This window comes from Ruegeria sp. AB5, assembly GCF_056542645.1.
The window spans coordinates 45004-59414 of the sequence record NZ_JBQGAE010000008.1; the positions used below are offsets into that span (position 1 = coordinate 45004).

Sequence of the window (14411 nt, forward strand, 5' to 3'; positions counted from 1 at the left end):
GTGAGGCACCTTTTATGAAGACCAGAAGCCTGCAACCGGTCGGGTCCGATACCGTCGGTATGAGCCTAGAAAGCTTTTCCGATGTTGCCTGTGATCTGGAGGAATGCGTCTGTCGCTTCGATTTTGCGTAGATGCTGAGACGAACGGGTCGGGCACACTCGCATGGATTTTGCACGGAAATTCCGAACAAGCTTTCCGATCGCCGTAGAATACCTGCGAAAATCACAAATCTCTGTGACGGACAGATTCCAAAATTTTTTCCGCGAAAGCCCTTGTGTTCATTCGATCAAATCGACTACACCCACCGACGGAGACGTGGCCGAGTGGTCGAAGGCGCTCCCCTGCTAAGGGAGTAGGCGGGAAACCGTCTCGAGGGTTCGAATCCCTTCGTCTCCGCCACCTAAACAATATAAGTGAATACCCTTAATGTGATGTAATTGTAGGTGCTTTTCTGCGCCTGCGGCATTCCAATAGTCTCTGACTCTCAGTCTTACCATACGATCCTCGGATTTTCCTGCCCGCCAAACATTGCCCCTTTATTTGTGGCGTGGACCAAGTGATCACCTTGATCGACTTTCTCATTGAGGGCTGTCTGATCATTTTTTCATATGGCATGCGGTGCCCTCCGCCAAATGGCTGGCGAAGGGCATGAGACAACTACAGTGGCTGTCGTATGATCAGTTTTTTTCCGGCTGCCAGGACGTCACGACTGTGCGCCCCGTCGTCGTAGTCATCGAACTCATAGGGTTTGCGCAAAGGCAAAATGATTGGTTTCGGATGTCTCCACGATCAAGCACGTGCTGCCCGATGCTTCTCGGTATCTGTTCCGTGGGTTCAACCATATGCGGACGTATCCCAAAAACCAGGTTCCATGATCGGTGCGACAGCGATTGTTCTGCCACCCAATGCTTTGGCGGATCCGGTGTTCAACTCAAGCTCCATCCAAGAATTTGGTAAGGTCAACAGCTTGGGATAGGGTGTTTGCTTGTCTGTCGGAACAAAACCGTATCGTGGGTAGAAACCAGGCACACCCAACACAAACACAGCGTCTGCGTGGATTGAAGTGAGGTGTGCGATGCTTCTTTCCATCAATTCGTTGCCAACGCCTTGACCCTGGTAGTTCGGCGAAACGGCACATGGGGCTAACAAGAAACACTTGGCCATTGGGTGATCCTCGAACACAAATGGCGTGAACAGCACGTTGCCGACGATCTCTCCGTCGCGTCTGACACTGATCGAGATCGTGTCTGAAAGCGCCAAGAAGTCTTCGGCAAGCCGGGCCACTTCGGGTCCTTCTGCGTCGCCAAATGCGAGGCGATGAATACGTGATATCGCTTCGATTTCTGTTTGGTTCATGGTTTTCTCCTATCTCTGGTTCATTTGCGCACGCACGGATTTGATGCCCAACGCGGATGCGCGATAGGGGCTGCCGTTTTTCGAACGTATGAAACGGCGCTTCAAAAGGCGCTTGAAGACGCCCGTGGTGCAGTCGGCGAGGATATGGCCATCGCGCGTATAGCAAGTGACGTCTTGGATTTTGCCGTTTTCCAAGCGCTTATGATGGATTGATCCGCCCAGGGCGAGTTCGTGCAAAACACGTTGTTCGTGCTTTGAAATATTCATTGGGATGTCTCGATCTTACGAAAGTACAGAAACAGGTCCACTCAGCATGGCGCGTGAGTGTGCCTATCAATGTTTGTGTTCCTGTATTTGGGTCGCCAGGAACGGGCGTTATGCCCGGGTCTCTTTCATAAAATCTCCGTTGCACGAGGCGGCATGCCTCCAGCTTCTTTGGAGGTAGTCAGCCGTCACTTGTGTGTCAAGCTGTCTCAGATGGTCTAAAGATCAAAATACTGTTGTGTGCTGAACGTTTTGAACAGCGCGGGGTACCAAGTGCTTGGTGGGATCATCGGGTGGTGGATTGCTGACTTGCGATCAAAGCCGATCTGACAGGTTCAAAGATTTCTAGTCCAGAACTGCAGCGGTTTGGATGTTTCGTCTTCGTCCCCCAGATCTTTCCAGGAAAACTGCGCGATGACGCCGGGCATGGGGTTATAGCCGCGCGCGCGCCAAAATTCGTCCAGGGGTCGGTACGTGGCGGGTCGCATCGGATGATCCGAAGGGCGTTGCACGCTGCAGAAGGCGCATTTGGCAAAACCCAAAGCGCGCGCGTGCGCCTCGCGCAGATCAAAAAACATGTGGCCGACGCGTTGCCCTCTGTAGTCGGGCAGCAGGACAGATTCAGCGCAGTAGAAAATTTGTGAAAGGTCCAGGCCGGTGCCTTCAAACGCCGCGGCGAAATCATCGGCGTGATCGGCCAGGGGTGCGCCGGTTGATGCGCCAATCAGGCGCTGTTCGTCGAATGCGCCAACTACGATTGCATCGTTGCTGTCGCGGTAAGATTGCAGATACTTGCGCTCGTATTCGAGGTCGCCGTCATAGAGGTATGGCCAGGCGCGAAACACCTCGATCCGCAGACGCGCCACGTCGCCCAGAGCGGCCTCCAGCGCCGCTCCGGTCAGGGGACGGACCGCAGTGACCTTAGCCATTTGAGACCTGTTTGGTCCAGTCCGCGAGGTTGTAGAAGGTGGTGACGCGGGTGATCTTGCCGTCTTTGAGGTCGAAGAACGACCCGGCGGGAAGGCGATAGGTCTGACCGTTTGCGTCCGGCAGGCCTTCGTCGGTTTCAAGATAGGTACCGTTCACGATGAACTCGGCTGCAGCGCGGGTGCCGCCCTCGGCGTCGAACACCACGATATCGGTCAGGTTCTCTTTGTAGCAGCGGTTCATATGGGCGCAGAACGCGGCGAATTTCTCTTTGCCGACACGGATCAGGCCTTCGTTCACGTGATGCGCCACGTCATCGGACAGACAGGCCAGCATGCCATCGACATCACCGGCGTTGAAGGCGTTGAAATAGGTCTTGACGGTCTGGTTCATGGGTCACTCCGTAGGTTCGCCCCAGCGGTCTTTCAGGTGCTTGATGATCTGATCGCGGGTCTGTCGGTAGTGGTTTAGCTTTGTCTCGCGCGTTTCGCCCATCCCGGTTGGGTCCATTATTGGCCAATAATCGACATCCAGATGAAAAATCCGGGTCAGTTCCAATGCGCGCCGCTGGCTGGCCGGGGACAGTGCGACGATCAGATCGAACGAGCTGAGGTCATCGCCCCATTCTTCCATCTCGTCAAAGGACCGAGTGCGGTGGCGAGACAGTTCAACGTCGATCTCCTGACAGACGGCGATGCAGAATCCGTCAATATCCAGATCGCTGTGCACTCCGGCGGATTGGACGTAGGTGCCGGTGCCGTAGAACTTTTTCATGATGCCTTCGGCCATCGGCGACCGGACCGAATTGTGGTCGCAACAGAACAGGATGGACTGCGGCAGAGACGTCACCCGTCACCCCCCGAAATGCAGCACGCAGATCAGCGTGAACAGGCGGCGGGCGGTGTCGGTGTCCACGTCGGCTTTGCCTTCAAGCCGTTCCTGCAAAACGCGGCTGCCTTCGTTGTGGATGCCACGCCTTGCCATGTCGATGGTTTCGATCTGACTGGGGGGCAAAGACTTCACCGCGTCGAAATAGCTTTCGCAAATCTGAAAGTAGTCTTTCACCACTTGCCGGAAGGGCCCAAGCGACAGGTGAAACTCGGCGGCCTTCTCGCTGTTCTCGGTCGCGATGTCGAAGACCAGCCGTTTGTCGCGGATCGAGAGCTGCAGGTGATAGGGACCATCGGGAATGGCACGATCATCCCGCTGCGGCAGGCTAAAGCTGTTATCTTCCAGCAGATCATAGATGGCGACCTTTCGCTCCTGCTCGATCTCGGGAGTCGGCGGGGGCAGATTGCGGTCATCCAGTTCGATATGCGAAATACGGGTCATCTTTACGGTCACATCCTTCACGTCTGCTCAGACCTATAACAACGGATTTCAATGGGCAACGCACAGAAACGCTGTATTTCGGCAGTCTGTGCGTCTCATCAGCCGTTCAGCCGGTTGAGACGGGCCGCCACAGACAAACCATGGGCTTCCAGGCTTTCTGATTGCGCCAATGTCTCGGCCGCGGGGCCGATTGCACGTAGTGCTTCGGGGGTCATCTGGCTGAGTGTGGTGCGCTTGAGGAAGTCCATCACGCTGAGGCCAGATGAGAACCGCGCCGACCGTGCCGTGGGCAGTACATGGTTGGGGCCGCCGACATAGTCACCGATGGCCTCGGGCGTGTACTGACCCAGAAAAATGGCGCCCGCGTGGATGGTCTGTTCGCTCAGCGCCACCGGGTCAGCCACGCACAGCTCAAGGTGTTCTGGCGCGATGCGGTTCGATAGCGCTGCGGCCTCATCCAGATCGCGCACGGTGATGACGGCCCCAAAGTCACGCCAGCTGGCCCCGGCGATGGCACGGCGCTGCAGGGTCTCAAGGCGTTTTTCAACAGCCTGCGCCACGGCCTGACCGAATCCGGCATCGTCGGTGATCAGAATGGACTGTGCGCTTTCATCGTGTTCGGCCTGGCTAAGCAGGTCCAGCGCGATCCAATCGGGATCGTTCTCCTTGTCGGCAATCACCAGGATTTCCGAAGGACCCGCGATCATGTCGATGCCAACCTTCCCGAACACCCGGCGTTTGGCAGCGGCGACAAAGGCGTTGCCCGGGCCGGTGATCTTGTCGACCGGAGCGATGGTTTCCGTTCCATAGGCCAGGGCAGCTATGGCCTGCGCGCCGCCGATGCGATAGATTTCGTCCACGCCCGACAATTGTGCCGCCAGCAAGACCAGCGGGTTGGCCTGCCCATCCGGTGTAGGTACGACAATGGCCAAACGCTCGACCCCTGCCACCTTAGCAGGGATCGCGTTCATCAAAACCGACGACGGGTAGGACGCCAGGCCACCCGGCACGTAAAGCCCTGCCGCTGACACGGCCGACCAGCGCCAGCCAAGGGTTGCCCCGGCTTCATCCGTCCACTGCTGGTCGTCGGGCATCTGCCTTTCGTGATATGCGCGGATGCGCTTGGCGGCCAGCTCAAGCGCGGCGCGGTCTTCGGGTGTGACACGCGTGACGGCATCTGTGATCTCGTCAGAGGAAAAGGCCAGCGTCTCGGATGTCAGATCAAGGCGATCGAATTTCGAGGTCAGCTCGATCACAGCGGCATCCCCACGGGTCCGCACGTCTTGGATGATGCCGGCAACCACGGCATCCACGTCCGGGCTGTCCTCGCGTTTGGCGGATAGCAGAGTTTGAAAGGCGGCCTCAAACTCGGGCGAGGTGGTGTCGAGGAAAACGGGCATGGTCTGGCACTCCGGAGCGTTTGACGGGGACATATCGCCCGTACGGGTTGGTCTCAACCCTTCTCGACCGGGTGCAGCGATTTGCGCAGGGGGAATTGGGTCATCCCGTGCCACTCTTCCATATCGCCTGCCGAAACCCAGCCATATCTGAGGTAGAAGGCCCGTGCCGTGTGGGTTGCATCCAGATAGGCCTGTGCGCAGCCCTGATCCGCAAGCTCGTGTTCCAGCCGGGCCAACAGTGCCCGCCCGATGCCGCGCCGTACAGAACCCGGATCGACATAGAGCAGAGAGATCATGGACCCGTTTCGCAAACCGCCGACAGCTGCGATCTGCCCGGACAGTTCGGCCACCCAGATCTCTGCTCCGTTCTGGACCCAGCCCCGGACCGTCTGCGGGTCCTTGTTGGCTGTCCAGAGCGACAGGAGTCGCGGATCATTCCCGTGGTCGGCTGCGCAAAGATGGGTGATCGACCGGATCAACACCCGGCTGATCTGGAACACATCGAAGACAGTCGCACGTCGCAACTCCAAACCCGGGGCGGGTCCGGCGAAGGCCTGCGATATACCGCGTTTATTCCGGATGGTGCGGGGCCTGACCCGACGGCGCCTGATAGGGACGTGTCACGTCTTTCAGGGTCGCATCGATCGCCTCGACCGTCAGGCGGATCGCACCATCCCCCGCCAGGGTCAACAAAATCTGGCCCGCGCCATCCTCGCGCGCTTCGAAATCGACCGAGAGCAGCGACATCACCATATCGGTGTCGCGGCGGTCGATGCCCTGGCTGGCAACCGAGAGCACCGAGTCGAATACCAGAACGGACTGCACGCGTTCAAACGGACGCTCACGGCGGGTGGCGGCGTCTTTGTCTTCCCACCGGAAGCGGTTCAGCAGCAGACCGAACCGGCGCTGCGAGGGCTGCCACTTCATCTCGGTCAACGGGAACACCGCATCCTGCGCAAGCGATGAGATCACCTGCAGGTCATCACCGTCTTCGGCGCCCAGATTCAGCGGCGCTTCGCGGCCGTCTTCAAAACTTGCGTCTGTCATTCGCCCTTGATCCGTTCGATTTTGGCACCCACGCCTTCCAGCTTACGCACCACATGTTCATATCCGCGGTCCAGATGATAGACCCGGCTGACTGTTGTCTCACCTTCTGCTGCCAGACCGGCAAGAATCAACGAGACCGACGCCCGCAGATCAGTTGCCATGACCGGCGCGCCTTTCAGACGTTCAACACCGGTGACGGTCGCCGTTCCGCCATGCACCTCGATGTTTGCCCCCATGCGCACCAACTCAGGGGCGTGCATGAAGCGGTTCTCGAAAATCCGTTCCTCCAGAACCGAGGTCCCTTCGGCCGTGCACATCAGCGCCATCATCTGCGCTTGCAGGTCCGTAGGGAATCCGGGGAAGGGTTCGGTGATCACATCCACTGCGGTCACGCGACCGTTCTTGCGCGCCACTTTTAGACCCCCGTCGGTTTCCGATACGCTGATGCCCGCTGCATCCAGCTTTTCGGCAAAGGAAGTCACCAACGACATCCGCCCGCCCAGCAGTTCCACCTCGCCCCCGCAAATCGCTGGAGCCAACATATAGGTGCCCAGCTCAATCCGGTCGGTCACAACCTGATGGGTCGCACCATGCAGACGGTCAACGCCCTGAATTTCGATGGTCGATGTGCCCTCGCCGGAAATCTGTGCGCCCATCTTGCGCAGGCATTCGACCAGATCAACAATCTCGGGCTCGCGCGCGGCATTCTTCAACACGGTTGTGCCCTTGGCCAGCGTTGCGGCCATGACGATGTTTTCCGTGGCCCCGACCGAGGCAAAGCGCATTTCATGCACAGCGCCCTTCAACCCACCATGGGCCTTGGCGTGCAGATACCCGTCGTTCAGCTCGATCTCTGCCCCAAGTGCCTCAAGCCCTTCGACATGCAGGTCCATCGGCCGCGCGCCAATCGCGCACCCGCCGGGCAGCGACACGACCGCTTGCCCGAACCGGGCCAGCAACGGCCCCAGCACAAGGTTCGAGGCGCGCATCTTGCGCACGATGTCATAGTCCGCCGTCTGGCTGGTCAGGTCGTGGCTCGACATCGCGATCACCTGACCATCCTGCAGCGATGAGACCTCGGCCCCCAGCGATTGCAGCAGGGCTGTCATGGTCTTGATATCACTTAGCCGCGGCGCATTGGTCAGCGTCAGCGGTTCTTCGCTGAGCAATGTTGCGGGCATCAGCGTCAGACACGCGTTCTTGGCCCCCGCAATGGGAATCTGCCCATTCAGCGGACCATTGCCCGTCACCAGAATTGAATCCATCTGCTCTTATCCCTCGTCCTTGCCGGCCTTGTCCTCGGATGCAGCACGCGCCTTGGCTTGCGCCTTGCGTCGCGCCATATTCGCCTTGAGCGCGGCCTTCAGCCGCTCTTCGCGCGCACCACCGGATTTACCGTGTTTTTTGGGTGTGTCTTTGTCCGCCATGGTCTTTCTCTACAGGAGGCGAAAAAAACCGTCCAGACACCCTTGCGCCGCGTTTCGTTTGAGTCTAATCACCCGCCCACGATGCTGCTGTAGCTCAGAGGTAGAGCACTCCCTTGGTAAGGGAGAGGTCGAGAGTTCAATTCTCTCCAGCAGCACCACAAACTTTCTCTAATATCAATAACTTAAGAAAATTCAGCGGTCTAGCTGACTTTTGTGCGCGGGTTTTTGAGCCAGCGTTGGTGCGAGAAGCAACTAACGCAGGTCATCTCTTAGAACGCCGTCTGCATCTCGTATAGTGAACTTCCAAAAGTCCCCGGAGCGTAACGAGGTCGCAAGACCGTCCATTTCAACCTTCCGATTCCGAAGGCCATCCGGGACTGGTACGGCAATCAGGCCGCATTTCGTTGCACAATGAAACCACCAAGCCTTGGCACTCAGACGACTCACCACTCCTTTAACCACTTGTTTCTGCCCGAATGGTCGCACCCTGTACCAATGGTTGGCTTGCAGGCATGCAGGTAGTACCCCTTGTGTCTTAGCGCACTTCCAGAACCCCGGACTTGTTTGTGTTTGGCATGAATGTCTTTCGCGACACTTACGTACTTAGAAGCTGTAGGTCACACCCACTACGGGCCCGGATTGTGACAGCTTGAACCTGTTTTGACCTTCATCGTTGTCGACCATGATGTAGCGATACCCTGCGCGTAAATTCCAACTTGGAGAGATGGCATAGCCCACCGTCGCCAGAAACTGCGCCGTTTCGCGATCTGAACGAAACCCGCCATAGTCGGCCAAGGCGACGGCTGACCACCGGTCATTGATCTGATACCGGATGCGGGCTGCGATCAGGGGGGTGAACCAATCGTCACTTATGCTTGAACTGGGCGCCGGGGTGGGTCCGCCAACCAGAGTGATTGTACTGCTTGTATCAAACCAACGAAATCCACCCCCGACATCCACGGCCACGGATTGATCCTGATAGGCCGTATAGGCGGCATAGCCTGTGAAGAACTGTGTCTTGAGGCTGGTTTCCGCGCCACTGAACACCGGACCTGGGGTTTCTCCGTCAAAGGACAGGTCCGTGAGCATGTAGTCCGCGATCAGCGACCATCTGCCCTTTCGCGCTTCGAACGTGCCCATCAGTGCCAAGTCAAGGTTCTCAAGCGCGTCGCTGAAACTCAGCTCAGACTCCAGCGGGCCAATGGTTGTGTCGGTGTCCGCACCGTAAATGTAGAAGCTGCCGAAAAAGCTCCACCCTGAATCCTGTGCCACCGCCGCCGATCCGCCAAGCAGCGTGGCGGTCGCAACCAGGAAGCTGCTCAAAATACCCCTGACCTGCGTGCATTCCATAACCTGTTCCCCTTGTTGATTGTCCCGAGTTTGAAGCGCGGTGGTAGATGTGTCGCGCCAATTTTCTGCTATGTTTCACAATTGCATTCGATAGGGTCCAATATCGGGATAGTCGCTCTGTGGCTATTCAGTTCTCTGGCCCGAAATTCCGAAGGTGTTTGACCTGTCCATTTTTTGAATGCCCGTGTCATGGCGGTGGCGTCAGAGTACCCGAGCTGATCAGCAATATCGCCCATTGATTTCTCGGACTTGGAAAGCAGGTGTTTCGCGCGGTCGCATTTGGCTTCGATAACGATACGGGAAAGTGATGTCCCGTACGCCGCAAGCCGTCGGTTCAGCGCCGCACCGCGAAAGCCGCACGCCCGGGCGAGCGACGCAATCGATAAGTCAGTTCGCCCAACCATTGAGCTGGCAACGCTCTGGATCGAACTCAACAAATCCGTCGGTACCGGAATTTTGGCATCCTGCGTAGAAGACACGGCTTCGGTCGCACCACGGCCGACCATATCAAACAGAAGCCAGACGCTCGGGAAGCGGATGGAGTACCCATCTGGGCCTGCGCCGACGGCCCGGATACCATAAATGTAGGACGGCAGCAGATCGGGACGATTCACCCGAACAAGCACCTTGTTTGGTTCCCAATTTTGACCGGCGGTTTCGTGCAGCAAAGTGGCCCAGCGACTGATCTGAAATGCGTCCATATAGGCTGGGGAGTTGCGGGGCGTGAACCTGCGTTTGGCAGACAGCACGGCGAACTCTCCGGAGACATCAAGCGTCATTGTCACCGCATTTGTATTGTGTCCCGCGTGAACACAGAATCTGGCGATGAAATCGGCCAGAGACGTTGCGCTGCGAACTGCTTGCCCGAATGGGGACAAGACGGTTGGATCTGAAGTCTGCCCCACAAGTGCTGGGAAGTCCGGGGAGGTTTTTTGCGCAACAGCTTCAAAAACGGCATAAACCGTATCATGCGGAACAAAGCAATTCGGGGCGTTCAACTCGGAAAATGAAAGACCGAACCCCGAAAGAAGGTTTTCTGCGGACTGACCGGATTCCCGATACGCAGTCACAAGCGGCAAGATGACCCGCCCACGAGCGAGTGGTGGCGTGCCGTTCTGAGCGTGTGCGTCCTGCCTGATCATCATTCACCTAATAGTTGCCGAAAATGCACGGCCGAGCACATCAACCATAAAGCACCGCGACCTCATGTCTCTGACCTGCGTCAAAGCCGAAGTCACTTTTTGCGGTGAAAAAGTCAGGTTTCCAAAGATCGGCGTTTTCTGATGCATACCGCCTGCTGAGCGCAGTCCGACAAATTGACTTGGCATAAGGAATGGTCGGTCACGCGCACAGCCGCGCCAAGACTAGAAGTTTTGATGAGCAGGCGGACGCATTGTCGCAACCTGTCATTTTCAACCAGTTTTTCGGCCTGGCGGCACGTATTTGTCAGGGTATGTATTCGCATTTTGTGATTTGTTCCACCGGGATGGCAACAGCCCTGATTGCGCATTGGCTGCAGGCCGCAAATGGGCGCAGGTGACAAGGACCCCGGGCCATCAAGCATGCATCGCTGAAATTGATGAAGGGAGCAGACACATGATCAGTCTTACGCAGAAACGCTGGAAACTTGCTGCTTTGGTCGTTGCGTTCGGGGGCACGGCGGCCGCCCAGAACTTCGATACAACGGTCGAAACACTGGCTGAGACATATGAGGTGCCTGTTAACATCAACAACTTTGTTCGCGCAGCGACGGACACCGAGTTGAACACGTATAGCGCGCTGGCAGGGGGCGTGAATCAGTTCTTTCACTTCAAAGAGCCCACACCCATCGACAATCAGCCCACTATTCGGATGAACCGGGACACGCTTTACAGTGCTGCGGTTATTGATATCAGCAAAGGTGCAGATTTGACGCTGCCAGAGGTGGGCGACCGATACATGACGACGATGGTGATCAATCAGGATCATTTCATCAATGACGTGTTTGACGGTGGCGGTGTGTTTCAGCTCGACATGGACACATTCCACACCCCTTACGTGCTTGTTTTCACAAGGATACTGGTGGATGCCGAGAACCCAGAAGATGTGGCGGCGGTCAATGCGATTCAGAATGGATTCTCCATCGACGCGGCCTCAGCAACGCCCTTTGAGACGCCCAGTTACGACGCGGAAAGCTTAGCGGCCTTGCGCCAAGCCGCGATTGAGCTGGGAAGGTTCGCCACAGACAGTGTGCGGACCTTCGGTACGGCCGATCATACAGATTCGCTGCGCCACTTTCTGGGCACCGCAGTCGGCTTTGGCGGCCTACCCGAGGACGAGGCGTTTTATCTGAACATTGAGCCCGGCCTGCCGGTGGGAGAATACAAGATTCACGTACCGGCCGACGTGCCGGTAAACGCATTTTGGTCCGTGAGCCTTTATAACGAAGAAGGGTTTTTTGAACTCAATTCCCACGACTCCTATGTAATCAACTCGGTTTCGGGCACCGAGAATGACGATGGCAGCACCACCGTGCATTTCGGCGGCTGCGACGATGGCCGCGTCAACTGCCTTCCGATCATGGATGGCTGGAACTATGCCGTACGACTTTATCAACCCAATCCGGACGTGATCGACGGCAGCTGGGTCTTCCCGTCCGTACAACCCGTCAACTGAACAACAGGATGCCTATGATGAAAAAGTTTCTTCTCACAGTCGCCCTTACACTCCCGACAGGCGTCTGGGCCGAGGACGTGGTCGATGTGACCGTGGCCAAGCTCGTTCGCGCGGAAACGGATCATATGTTCCGTGCCAACATGGGCGCCCTCAACCTTCAAGTCGGCGAACTTGGGCATCTGCGTGAACCGACCACGCCCGACAATCAGCCTGTTATCCGGATGAATCAGGACACGCTGTATTCGGCTATCGTTGTAGATTTGAGTAAACCGGTCGAAGTGACGATGCCCGAGATAGGTGGGCGCTACATGTCGATGCACGTTATCAACCAGGATCATTTCATGTACGCCAAAGCATCACCGGGCACCTATCAAATCACGCAAGAGGACCTGGGTACACCATTTGCGTTCATCTCTTTCCGTACCTTTGCCGATGTCACGGAACCAGATGACGTTGTGGCAGCGCATGCGGCACAGGACATGATTGTTGTCGGTGGCGGAGGGGCCGGTCCGTTTGATGCGCCCAATTGGGACACCGAGCAACTTGCCACTGCGCGTCAGGCGATCAGCGATCTGGCATTGCTTGGTTCTGACCCATCACTTGCCTTTGGCAGAACCAGGGACGAAATCGATCCGGTTCAATTTCTGATAGGGGCGTTTTCAGGTTGGGGTGGTCTACCCCCCGAGGCAGCGATTTACCAACTGGGCGAGGTTGACGAGAATGACGGTACAAAACCGCATGCGGTCACAGTCAAGGACGTCCCGGTTCGGGCTTTTTGGTCGGTGACAGTCTACAATGGCGACGGTTATTTGGAAGCCAACGATCTGGGTGTGAACAGCTTCAATAATTACACCGCCGAAGCCGCCGAAGATGGGTCAATCACACTCCATTTCGGTGGCTGCGAGGATGGGCGCGTGAACTGCATTCCGATCACCCCGGATTGGAACTATGGAATCCGCCTTTATGAACCCGAAGAGACCATTCTGGATGGCAGCTGGACGTTCCCGCCGATCGAACCGGTAAATTGATCCATCCAACCTGCCAAAAAAGGAGAGCGCGCTGATGCGACGATCCCTTGCCTTTGCAGTGCTGCTCAGTGCGACCTGCGCCGCTGGCTCAAGCGTCGCAGATGAAGCAGCCGATCTGGCCCAGGAACTGGCCAACCCGCTTGCGGCCATCATTTCTGTTCCGTTTCAATTGAACTACGATGACAACCTGGGTGTCCTTGATCAGGGGTCGCGCACCACACTGAACTTTCAGCCGGTTGTGCCCTTTCAGCTTGGCGACGACCTCAACCTGATCACGCGCACCATCATCCCGTATATCTGGCAGGAAGATATTATTCCGGGGACGCGCCAGGAAGGGTTCGGCGATATCCTGTTCTCCGCCTGGTTTTCACCCACCGGAACCGGGGATCTGACCTGGGGCATTGGCCCTGTTGTGCGGCTGCCTACCTTCAGCGACGTGTCAAGCGACACCTGGGCAGCCGGGATCACCGGTATTGCTCTGCGTCAGACCGGGCCTTGGACCTACGGCGCGCTGGCCAATCATCTGTGGGATTTGGAAGGCGACCCAGAAACCCCCACGAATGTCAGCTTCTTCCAACCCTTTCTTGCCTATTCCACCGAGGGCGCATTTACCTATTCGCTGCAAAGCGAAAGCACCTATGACTGGGAGGCTGAAGCCTGGGCCGTACCGTTAAACGCATCGGTCTCAAGGCTGGTCCAATGGGGCGCGGTGCCGGTCAATCTGCAAGCAGGGGTCGGGTATTGGCTTGAGGCACCCGAGGCAGGCCCGGAAGGCGTTCGTTTGCGCCTGCAGGCCCAGGTGGTCTTACCCAGAAGGCGCTGACCTTCGGCACAGGCTTTGTTCGATAGGTGCGGTTTCCACGGAGGTCTTGATGGACGAACAGATGCAACGCAATGGACAAGCACATGTCGAACTGGACCCTGACCATGAGGATCCGATTGTCAGAAGCTGCAATCGCCTTATCCGACACGCCGTTCGGGTGATGTCCTTGTTCATGGTCGTTGTGATCGGCTTCGCTGTCATTGATGCCGGGTACTCTTTATACATCAAGCTGGTTAGCCCGCCGGTTCTTATTCTTGACGTAAGCGATTTGCTGGATGTGTTTGCGGCAGCTCTGGTGGTTTTGATTGCCATCGAAATCTACACAAACGTCACGCTTTACCTGACAGCCGACGTCATTCACGTAAAACTGGTTGTTGCAACCGCGCTGATGGCCGTTGCCAGAAAGGTCATTACACTGGATACATCAGATTTGGAGCCGCTCTATTTCGTTGGATATTCCGGCCTCGGTCTGGCCTTTGGTATCACATATTGGCTGCTATGGCGCGGCAAGTGAATGCTGCCAAAAGGTTGGATCACTCGCATCACGCAGATTACCAGTCCAAGGCTTCGCCTACGGTCAATCGAACGGTCCCAAAGCAGGGCAGGACTTGGGCAAACAATCTGCACAACACCGGCGCGCAGGTGGTTTATTGTCTAAATCGATATCTTCAACGCAGACCTACCCGAGGCAGAATCATGGTTCTAAAGTCTTAAGGTACGTAGGAACCCGCTTTTGATGCGCCCATCCAGTCTAGGACGCGGTTTTTCGGACTTGATGAAGGCTCACTGCTTGTTGCTGGTT

17 protein-coding genes and 2 tRNA genes are annotated in these 14411 nt (G+C 56.9%); 6 read left to right on the forward strand and 13 right to left on the reverse strand.

All coding sequences use genetic code 11. From position 1 onward, the window contains the following. Positions 1-309 precede the first annotated feature (309 nt). Positions 310-399: transfer RNA gene (locus tag ACR0L4_RS14590), tRNA-Ser, on the forward strand. Between the two features lie 435 nt (positions 400-834). Here ACR0L4_RS14590 and ACR0L4_RS14595 read toward each other — a convergent pair. The 11 genes from ACR0L4_RS14595 to ACR0L4_RS14645 all read right to left on the reverse strand — a co-directional run bounded on the left by ACR0L4_RS14595 (position 835) and on the right by ACR0L4_RS14645 (position 7753). Beyond that, on the reverse strand, positions 835-1356 hold the full coding sequence (locus ACR0L4_RS14595) for a GNAT family N-acetyltransferase (protein ID WP_170752470.1): 522 nt from the start codon (positions 1354-1356) through the stop codon (positions 835-837). A gap of 9 nt (positions 1357-1365) precedes the next feature. Then, positions 1366-1623, reverse strand: a complete 258-nt coding sequence (locus tag ACR0L4_RS14600) for a YjhX family toxin (protein WP_170752467.1) — start codon at positions 1621-1623, stop codon at positions 1366-1368. A 332-nt stretch (positions 1624-1955) separates the two neighbouring features. Next, positions 1956-2549, reverse strand: a complete 594-nt coding sequence (locus ACR0L4_RS14605) for a GNAT family N-acetyltransferase (protein WP_480513744.1) — start codon at positions 2547-2549, stop codon at positions 1956-1958. After that, positions 2542-2940 (reverse strand): ketosteroid isomerase-related protein, encoded by a 399-nt coding sequence (locus ACR0L4_RS14610; protein ID WP_170752463.1) that lies wholly within the window; start codon positions 2938-2940, stop codon positions 2542-2544. Before ACR0L4_RS14610 ends, ACR0L4_RS14605 begins: the two co-directional genes overlap by 8 nt. Positions 2941-2943: 3 nt before the next feature. After that, the gene (locus ACR0L4_RS14615) at positions 2944-3396 is read right to left on the reverse strand and encodes an arsenate-mycothiol transferase ArsC (protein ID WP_170752461.1); all 453 of its coding nucleotides are present in this window, start codon (positions 3394-3396) and stop codon (positions 2944-2946) included. Between the two features lie 3 nt (positions 3397-3399). Continuing rightward, positions 3400-3879, reverse strand: coding sequence for a UPF0262 family protein (locus ACR0L4_RS14620; RefSeq protein WP_170752459.1), 480 nt, complete (start codon positions 3877-3879; stop codon positions 3400-3402). 98 nt (positions 3880-3977) lie between these two features. Then, positions 3978-5279 (reverse strand): histidinol dehydrogenase, encoded by a 1302-nt coding sequence (hisD, locus tag ACR0L4_RS14625; protein WP_480513747.1) that lies wholly within the window; start codon positions 5277-5279, stop codon positions 3978-3980. Between the two features lie 53 nt (positions 5280-5332). Beyond that, positions 5333-5803, reverse strand: a complete 471-nt coding sequence (locus ACR0L4_RS14630) for a GNAT family N-acetyltransferase (protein ID WP_480513749.1) — start codon at positions 5801-5803, stop codon at positions 5333-5335. 46 nt (positions 5804-5849) lie between these two features. Beyond that, positions 5850-6326, reverse strand: coding sequence for a DUF2948 family protein (locus ACR0L4_RS14635; RefSeq protein WP_480513751.1), 477 nt, complete (start codon positions 6324-6326; stop codon positions 5850-5852). Beyond that, complete coding sequence (murA, locus tag ACR0L4_RS14640; protein WP_170752453.1) at positions 6323-7591, reverse strand: UDP-N-acetylglucosamine 1-carboxyvinyltransferase; 1269 nt, start codon at positions 7589-7591, stop codon at positions 6323-6325. Before murA ends, ACR0L4_RS14635 begins: the two co-directional genes overlap by 4 nt. Positions 7592-7597: 6 nt before the next feature. Next, positions 7598-7753: a hypothetical protein gene (locus tag ACR0L4_RS14645; RefSeq protein ID WP_170752452.1), complete on the reverse strand. Its 156-nt coding sequence runs from the start codon at positions 7751-7753 to the stop codon at positions 7598-7600. Between the two features lie 83 nt (positions 7754-7836). Between ACR0L4_RS14645 and ACR0L4_RS14650 the strand changes: the two genes are divergently transcribed. Continuing rightward, positions 7837-7911 (forward strand) — tRNA-Thr (locus ACR0L4_RS14650). Positions 7912-8356: 445 nt separating this feature from the next. On the opposite strand, the gene ACR0L4_RS14655 is transcribed toward ACR0L4_RS14650, so the two are convergent. Both ACR0L4_RS14655 and ACR0L4_RS14660 read right to left on the reverse strand, forming a co-directional pair. Further along, positions 8357-9076 (reverse strand): porin family protein, encoded by a 720-nt coding sequence (locus ACR0L4_RS14655; RefSeq protein WP_480513754.1) that lies wholly within the window; start codon positions 9074-9076, stop codon positions 8357-8359. A gap of 95 nt (positions 9077-9171) precedes the next feature. After that, positions 9172-10248, reverse strand: a complete 1077-nt coding sequence (locus tag ACR0L4_RS14660) for an AraC family transcriptional regulator (protein WP_480513756.1) — start codon at positions 10246-10248, stop codon at positions 9172-9174. 451 nt (positions 10249-10699) lie between these two features. Between ACR0L4_RS14660 and ACR0L4_RS14665 the strand changes: the two genes are divergently transcribed. Genes ACR0L4_RS14665 through ACR0L4_RS14680 form a run of 4 tightly spaced genes read left to right on the forward strand, consistent with a single transcriptional unit; the run spans position 10700 to position 14123 of the window. Then, the gene (locus tag ACR0L4_RS14665) at positions 10700-11758 is read left to right on the forward strand and encodes a DUF1214 domain-containing protein (RefSeq protein WP_480513758.1); all 1059 of its coding nucleotides are present in this window, start codon (positions 10700-10702) and stop codon (positions 11756-11758) included. Between the two features lie 17 nt (positions 11759-11775). After that, positions 11776-12786 carry a DUF1214 domain-containing protein gene (locus ACR0L4_RS14670; protein WP_480513760.1) on the forward strand — a complete coding sequence of 337 codons (1011 nt, stop codon included), beginning with the start codon at positions 11776-11778 and terminating at the stop codon, positions 12784-12786. Positions 12787-12820: 34 nt separating this feature from the next. Further along, positions 12821-13609, forward strand: a complete 789-nt coding sequence (locus ACR0L4_RS14675) for a transporter (RefSeq protein ID WP_170752446.1) — start codon at positions 12821-12823, stop codon at positions 13607-13609. Between the two features lie 49 nt (positions 13610-13658). After that, positions 13659-14123, forward strand: coding sequence for a phosphate-starvation-inducible PsiE family protein (locus ACR0L4_RS14680; RefSeq protein ID WP_480513762.1), 465 nt, complete (start codon positions 13659-13661; stop codon positions 14121-14123). Positions 14124-14411: the final 288 nt, after the last annotated feature.